Source organism: Janthinobacterium sp. LS2A (genome assembly GCF_036543145.1).
GTDB lineage: Bacteria > Pseudomonadota > Gammaproteobacteria > Burkholderiales > Burkholderiaceae_D > Janthinobacterium > Janthinobacterium aestuarii.
Map to the genome: position 1 here is coordinate 124432 of NZ_JAZHPB010000012.1, position 7181 is coordinate 131612.

Genomic DNA, 7181 nt, shown 5'->3' on the forward strand with positions numbered 1-7181 from the left:
CATTCATGAAAATTGCCATTGCCAACGATGTCGCCATGGCCGCCGAGGCCCTGCGCCGGGTGGTCGCCAGTACGCAGGAACACCAGGTGCTGTGGATCGCCCGCACGGGGCTCGAAGCCGTGCGCATGTGCGAGGGCAACCGTCCCGACCTGATCCTGATGGATCTGAACATGCCGGAGATGGATGGCGTGGAAGCGACGCGCCTGATCATGGAGCAAAGCCCGTGCGCCATCCTCGTCGTCACGGGCCGCCCGCAAGACAATGTCAACCAGGTCTTCCGCGCGCTGGGCGCGGGCGCGCTCGATGTCACGGCCACGCCCGTGCTGCAGGGGGAAGTGGGCGGCGACAGCGAGCTGCTGGCCAAGATCAAGACCATCGGCAAGCTGATACGCCACAGCGCCGAAGCGCCGCCGCCGCGCCAGGCACCGGCCAATGGCGGCGACCGGGGCGACGGCCAGGTCAGCACCCTGGTGGCCATCGGCGCCTCGACGGGCGGGCCGTCGGCCGTGGCCAAGGTGCTGTCCGGCTGGACGGCGCCGCCAGGCTGCGCCATCGTCGTGGTGCAGCACATCGATGAAACCTTCGCTTCGCACTTCGCCAAGTGGCTCGATGACCAGCTCAGCATGCCCGTGCGCGTGATCGCCGAGGGCGACGAACTGGTGGCAGGCAGCGTACTGATCGCCAAGACCAATGATCACCTGCTGCTAGATCAAAATTATCGTTTGGGTTACGATGCAGCACCACGCGACTATGTTTACCGCCCGTCCGTCGATGTCTTCTTCAACTGCGTGGCGCAGCACTGGCGCGGCGATGCCATCGGCGTATTGCTCACAGGCATGGGGCGCGACGGCGGCGATGGCTTGCTGGCCATGCGCCGCGCGGGCAAGACGACGATTGCACAAGACCAGGCCAGCAGTGCCGTGTATGGCATGCCGCGCGCGGCTGCGGAACTCGATGCGGCGCAGCAAATCCTGCCATTGGATAGAATAGGCGCCAGCCTGCGCAGCCGCCTGGGCGCCAAGCTCAACAATGGGTGGGAGCCCTCCCCTAACATCTGAAAAGAATGCAATGCCAGAATTCTCCTCCAGCTTCACCCAGCATGAGCCCGCATTGACCGAATTCAAGGTCAGCGTGCTGCTGGTGGACGACCAGTTGATCATTGCCGAAGCAGTCCGGCGCATGCTCAGCGACCAGCAGGATGTCGAATTTCATTACGTGACCGATGCCACGCAGGCGCTGGACACGGCACTGCGTTTGCAACCGACCGTCATCCTGCAAGACCTCGTGATGCCTGGCATCGACGGCTTCGCCCTGATCCAGCTGTACCGCGAAAACGAGGCGCTCGCGCATGTGCCCGTCATCGTGATGTCGGCCAAGGATGACCCGAAACTGAAGGCCCACAGCTTTGCCGTCGGCGCCAACGATTATGTGGTGAAACTGCCCGACCGGCTGGAACTGCTGGCGCGCATACGCTACCATTCCAACGCGCACATCAGCCGCTTGCAGCGCGACCAGGCTTTTCGTTTCCTACGCGAAAGCCAAAAGAACCTGGCCGACGCGAATATTGAACTACAGAAACTAGCAGCCCTCGATGGCTTGACGGGTATCGCCAACCGGCGCCGCTTCGATGAAACCCTGCAATTCGAATGGCAGCGGGGCCAGCGCGACAAGACGCCGCTGAGCCTGCTGTTTTGCGATATCGACCATTTCAAAAGCTATAACGACCATTTTGGCCACCTGGCGGGCGACCTGGGCCTGAAAAAGGTCGCCGCCGTGCTGACGGAACATTTGAAACGCCCGGCCGACCTGGCCGCCCGCTATGGCGGCGAAGAATTCGCCCTGATCCTGCCGGAAACGGAAGCGGCCGGTGCGCTGCAGATCGCCGAAGCATGCCGGCGTCATCTGGAAGGCTTGCAGATCGAAAACCCGGCGGCAAGCAAGGGCATCGTCACCATCTCGATCGGCGTGGCCACCGTCGTGCCTTCTCCGGACTCGACGATCGAGCAACTGATCAACCGCGCCGACCAGGCCCTGTACGCGGCCAAGCGCGGCGGACGCAACAGCGTGCTGAGCGCCAATGACGTCCGCGACTGATTTTTAACAGCAAGGAAAGTGAAGCATGAGCACACAACTGGACAATGTCAGCGTCGTCAAGAAGTCGAATATCTACTTTGACGGCAAATGCGTCTCGCACAACGTCATCCTGGCCGATGGCACGAAGAAAAGCGTGGGCGTGATTTTCCCGTCATCGTTGCGCTTCAACACGGGAGCGCCGGAAATCATGGAAATCGTCGGCGGCTTGTGCAAGGTACGCCTGGCCGATGCAAGCGAGTGGAACAGCTATGGCGCGGGCACGCAATTCAGTATCCCGGGCAATAGCTATTTTCATATTGAAACGGTCGAGACCGTGGATTACGTCTGCCACTTCGGTTAATCAGACGAAAACAGGCTCGGGCGACAGGCGCACGCCATATTTCGCCTCTACATCATCCTGTATCGCTTCCGCCAGCCGGGTAATGTCCGCGCCACGAGCGCCGCCATTATTCACCAGAACCAGCGCCTGCTTGGGATACACTCCCGCGGGCCCCAGGTTTTTTCCCTTCCAGCCGCATTGATCGATCAGCCAGCCGGCCGCCAGCTTTTCCGTGCCATCGGGCTGCGCATGGTGCACCAAGGCAGGGAAACGTTCCAGCAAGGCCGCACACAGTTCGCGCGATACCACGGGATTCTTGAAGAAACTGCCCGCATTGCCGATCACGGCCGGGTCCGGCAATTTTCTCCGGCGGATCGCCATCACCGTGTCGGCCACCTGTTGCGGCGTCGGCTCGGCAAGATTGCGCTCAGCCACGGCCTGCGCCAGTTCCGCATAGCGCAAGTTCGGCTGCCATTCGGCCGGCAAGGCAAACGTCACTTCCAGCACGATCAGTTCGCGCCCGTCCGCCTGCTTGAAGATGCTGTCGCGGTAGGCGAAGCGGCAAGCATCGCGGTCCATGTCGAAAACGATGCCGCTGGCGCTGTGCATGACGCTCACGCTATGCAGATAATCCTTGATTTCCACGCCATACGCGCCGATATTCTGGATAGGCGCCGCGCCCACCGTGCCCGGGATCAGTGACAGGTTTTCCAGCCCGCCCACGCCTTGCGCCAAGGTCCACTGCACGAAATCGTGCCAGTTTTCGCCGGCCGCGGCCGTGACGAGTATCGTCTCGAAGTCCGCCTGCGCCAGGCGCATGCCGCGCGTGGCCATATGCAGCACGGCGCCGGGAAAGTCGCCGGTCAGGACGATGTTGCTGCCGCCGCCCAGTATCAGGCGCGGCATGGCGGACAGGGCGGGGTCTTGCAGCGCGGCCTGCAATTGGGCCTGCGAAGTGATGCGTACATAGGCAGCCGCATTGGCCGTGATGCCGAAGGTATTCAGGCGCTGGAGGTTGTAATTGTGTTCGATGGTGAGCTCTGCAGACATGGGATAGCGATTATTTTGCTCGATTATAGAGTGAAACCGACAAAAAACCAGCGCAAGACAAGGGCGACTTGCCCGTTGTCCGTTAAAATGTCGCATCTTTAACAGGGCCGTCCCATGGCGCAGAATCAGCCGCCAAGGCCCAGCGCACCGAGCGTGCGCTCGCTTTAACAAGAAAAGGAACAGACCATGCCGTCATTTGATGTAGTCTCCGAAGCCGATATGATCGAAGTCAAGAATGCCGTCGAGCAATCCAACAAGGAAATCACGACCCGCTTCGACTTCAAGGGCAGCGACGCCCGCGTCGAACACAAGGAAAACGAATTGACCGCGTTCGCGGATTCGGAATTCCAGCTCAGCCAGGTGCGCGACGTGCTGACCAACAAATTGACCAAACGCAAGGTCGATGTGCGCTTCCTCGACGAAGGCGACATCAAGAAGATCGGCGGCGACAAGGTCAAGCAGATCATCAAGATCAAGAATGGCATCGAATCGGATGATGCCAAGAAAATCGTGCGCGTCATCAAGGACAGCAAGATGAAAGTGCAAGCGAGCATCCAGGGTGAAGCCGTGCGTGTCACGGGCGCCAAGCGCGACGACCTGCAAGCGGCCATGGCCATGCTGCGCAAGGACGTGCCCGACATGCCGCTGGAATTTAACAATTTCCGCGATTAATTTCGATGATGCGCACGCTGCGGCCTGCGCTTGCACCGGCGTGGCGGCAAGCTGCCTCGGAGCGCCTGCCCGCTTGGGGTAGAATTGAAGCTGCGCACAGCTACATGCGCCCGCCCGCCTGACCGGCGGCGGGCTTGACCGTACATCTGGCTCAGTGATAACCACGGTAGTCTAAGGATAGCAATGAAACGTGTTGATGATTTCCGCCTGCGATTTGGCAAAAAAGAATATGTGCCCATCATGATAGGCGGAATGGGTGTGGATATTTCCACGTCGGAGCTGGCGCTGGAAGCGGCCCGGCTGAACGGTATCGGGCATATCTCCGATGCCATGGTGGAAGACGTGTCGGATCGCCGTTTCGACACCACCTTCGTCAAAGACAAGACGAAACTGTACAAGTTCAACATCAATAACAGCGACAAGGCCGTGGTGCAGTTCGACCTGGGCCGTTTGGCGGAAGCGCAGCGCCTGCATATCGGCCGCACCATGGAAGCGAAAAAAGGCGATGGCCTGATTTTCGTCAATTGCATGGAAAAGCTGACCATGAACGGCCCGCGCGAAACCTTGCGCGTGCGCCTGAATGCGGCGCTGGACGCCGGCATCGACGGCATCACCCTGTCCGCCGGCTTGCACTTCGGCTCGTTCGCCCTGATGGCCGATCACCCGCGTTTCCGCGATGCAAAACTGGGTATCATCGTCTCGTCCGTACGCGCCTTGCAGATTTTCCTGCGCAAGAACGCCAAGCTGGACCGTTTGCCTGACTTTATCATCGTCGAAGGACCATTGGCCGGCGGCCACCTGGGTTTCGGCATGGACTGGGCCAATTACGACCTGCACACGATCACGGCGGAACTGCTGGCCTACCTGAAGGCAGAACAGCTGGATATCCCGCTGATCGCCGCTGGCGGCATTTTCACGGGCAGCGATGCCGTCTCCTTCCTGGAAGCGGGCGCGGCCGGCGTCCAAGTGGCGACACGCTTTACCGTCACGAATGAATGCGGCTTGCCAAACAAGGTCAAGCAGGAATACTACAAGGCCTCGGAAGAAGACATCATCGTCAATGGCGTCTCGCCGACGGGCTACCCGATGCGCATGCTGAAGAACACGCCCGCCATCGGCGCCGGCATCCGTCCAGGCTGTGAATCGTATGGCTATCTGCTCGACGCGACCGGCAACTGCGCGTACATCAACTCGTACAACCGCGAAGTGGCGGCTCATCCCGAGCAAAAAACCGTCGTCGTGATGGACAAGACTTGCCTGTGCACACACATGCGCAACTTCAATTGCTGGACCTGCGGCCACTACACGTATCGCCTGAAGGACACCACGCACAAGCTCGACAACGGCGAATACCAGATCCTGACGGCCGAACACGTCTTCAAGGATTACCAGTTCAGTGTCGACAACCAGATCGCCCTGCCGGAAAAAGAAATCCTGGTAGCAAGCTGAATCTTGTCAGCCTGATATAAAAATGGCGCAGCCTGCGAAGGCTGCGCCATTTTTTATACGGGTAGCATGTGCCGCACTGCCCGTGCGATCGCGTCGAACTTGGGCCGCCGCAATACCTCGTCCTGCAGGCAAGCATCCAGCATGGCCTGCAGGCCGGGCAAGGGCGTCGCACAGTGCGCGATCAACTCGCCCAGCAGCACGCCAAAGGCGCGCGCCTCTATGCCTTGCAGCACCTCCCCTTGCGGCGAGCCGGGCGCAAACATGGACGCCGCACCAAAGTCGCCCAGCAAGCAGGCGCCAGCGTCCGCATGCAGGATATTGTGCGCATACAGGTCGCCATGCACGATGCCGTGCGCATGCAGCTGGCACACGGCCGAGGCGATGCCGTGGGCAATGGCCAGCGCTTGCGGTGCCTCAAAGCATTCGCCATCGGCATACACGTCGCGCGTACACGATTCCAGGCTCGGCGGACCGGCCAGGTTGCGGTAGGCTACATCGATGAGTGGCATGACAAGCCCCAGCGCGCCATGCGGATGCGCATCGAGCGTCCCGAGGATGGGAATCAGGCCCGGATGCGCACCGGCGCCGACGCAGGCGGCCATCTCGCTGCGCGGCAAGCCGTCGCTGGTCATCGCTCCCTTGAATACTTTGACGGCCACGTCATCGGCGCCATCGAGACGGGCACGGTAAATCACGCCCGATGCGCCCTCGCCCAGCTGCTGCGCCAGTTCCAGGCGCTGCCATGCCACGCCAGCCGCTCCCGTACCGGCCAGGGCCGCCAGCTCACGCGCTTCCGTAAAGGGATTGCCCGCATACGCGAGCCAGCTCAGGCGTGGCAAGGATAGCAGGCACTCGGGCAGCGCCGGGAAACGGTTGGCGGCAATGCGCACCAACTCCAGTCGGTGGCAAGCCGCCAGGGTAGCTGGCAAGTGGCTCAGGCAGTTCCCCGCCAGCATAAGTTTCTGCAATTGACTGCACTTGCCCAGCTCATCCGGCATGGATTCGATGGCATTGTCGGTCAGGGTCAGCCAGCGCAGCCTCGGCGGCAAGGCTGCGGCCGGTACGTGGCGTATCCGGTTCGCCTTGAAACCGATCATTTCCAGGGCTAGACATGAACCAAGCACGGCCGGCAAGGTGGTGAACAGGTTATCCGAGCAAAAAATGATGCGCAGCTTGTGCAGGCGCGGCAAATCATCGGGCAATGTGGACAGCGCGTTGCCGGACAGGTCGAGGATTTCCAGGCTGTCGGACAAGTCGAAGATTTCGCGGGGAAATGTCGTCAAGCCGCAGGACAGTTTCAGGCGGCGCAAGCCGGCCAGTTGGCCAGCACGTAATTGTTCCAGTGTATGCACAGCAGACAAGATATCCCTTTCAAGGTAGCACGCGATCGATGCCATGCAGAAAACCATTGGACGTAAATAACAACAACCGGGGTCGGACCCTCCATGCCGCTCACGCAAGCGTCAGCGCCAACGCGCAAGGGGATCTGACCGTAGGTCGGCTTAGCGCGCAGCGCGTAAGCCGACACCACCCGCGGCGCCCAACAAAAACCCCAGACGTAAAAAAACCCCAACCGGATCACCGGAAGGGGTTTTTT

General features: G+C 60.8%; 7 protein-coding genes. 5 read left to right on the top strand and 2 right to left on the bottom strand.

Annotated features, from left to right (window positions below; genetic code table 11):
• Positions 1–5 precede the first annotated feature (5 nt).
• Genes cheB through ppnP form a run of 3 tightly spaced genes read left to right on the top strand, consistent with a single transcriptional unit; the run spans position 6 to position 2434 of the window.
• A complete protein-coding gene (cheB, locus tag V3C40_RS26415) occupies positions 6–1058 on the top strand; it encodes a chemotaxis-specific protein-glutamate methyltransferase CheB (protein ID WP_034759403.1) in 1053 nt (350 codons plus the stop codon).
• Positions 1059–1068: 10 nt separating this feature from the next.
• Positions 1069–2094, top strand: coding sequence for a diguanylate cyclase (locus V3C40_RS26420; protein WP_070300817.1), 1026 nt, complete (start codon positions 1069–1071; stop codon positions 2092–2094).
• A 25-nt stretch (positions 2095–2119) separates the two neighbouring features.
• Complete coding sequence (ppnP, locus tag V3C40_RS26425) at positions 2120–2434, top strand: pyrimidine/purine nucleoside phosphorylase (protein WP_331778943.1); 315 nt, start codon at positions 2120–2122, stop codon at positions 2432–2434.
• On the opposite strand, the gene murB is transcribed toward ppnP, so the two are convergent.
• Positions 2435–3463: a UDP-N-acetylmuramate dehydrogenase gene (murB, locus tag V3C40_RS26430; RefSeq protein WP_331778944.1), complete on the bottom strand. Its 1029-nt coding sequence runs from the start codon at positions 3461–3463 to the stop codon at positions 2435–2437. It abuts the gene before it with no gap.
• A gap of 186 nt (positions 3464–3649) precedes the next feature.
• Between murB and V3C40_RS26435 the strand changes: the two genes are divergently transcribed.
• A complete protein-coding gene (locus V3C40_RS26435; RefSeq protein ID WP_034759416.1) occupies positions 3650–4135 on the top strand; it encodes a YajQ family cyclic di-GMP-binding protein in 486 nt (161 codons plus the stop codon).
• A 183-nt stretch (positions 4136–4318) separates the two neighbouring features.
• Positions 4319–5584, top strand: a complete 1266-nt coding sequence (locus tag V3C40_RS26440) for a nitronate monooxygenase (RefSeq protein ID WP_034759421.1) — start codon at positions 4319–4321, stop codon at positions 5582–5584.
• Between the two features lie 53 nt (positions 5585–5637).
• On the opposite strand, the gene V3C40_RS26445 is transcribed toward V3C40_RS26440, so the two are convergent.
• Positions 5638–6936: a leucine-rich repeat-containing protein kinase family protein gene (locus V3C40_RS26445; protein ID WP_331778946.1), complete on the bottom strand. Its 1299-nt coding sequence runs from the start codon at positions 6934–6936 to the stop codon at positions 5638–5640.
• Positions 6937–7181: the final 245 nt, after the last annotated feature.

Coding starts and splice junctions, on each gene's coding strand:
- cheB (WP_034759403.1), top strand. CDS start 6: ATGAAAATTGCCATTGCCAACGATGTCGCCATGGCCGCCGAGGCCCTG.
- V3C40_RS26420 (WP_070300817.1), top strand. CDS start 1,069: ATGCCAGAATTCTCCTCCAGCTTCACCCAGCATGAGCCCGCATTGACC.
- V3C40_RS26440 (WP_034759421.1), top strand. CDS start 4,319: ATGAAACGTGTTGATGATTTCCGCCTGCGATTTGGCAAAAAAGAATAT.
- V3C40_RS26435 (WP_034759416.1), top strand. CDS start 3,650: ATGCCGTCATTTGATGTAGTCTCCGAAGCCGATATGATCGAAGTCAAG.
- ppnP (WP_331778943.1), top strand. CDS start 2,120: ATGAGCACACAACTGGACAATGTCAGCGTCGTCAAGAAGTCGAATATC.
- murB (WP_331778944.1), bottom strand. CDS start 3,463: ATGTCTGCAGAGCTCACCATCGAACACAATTACAACCTCCAGCGCCTG.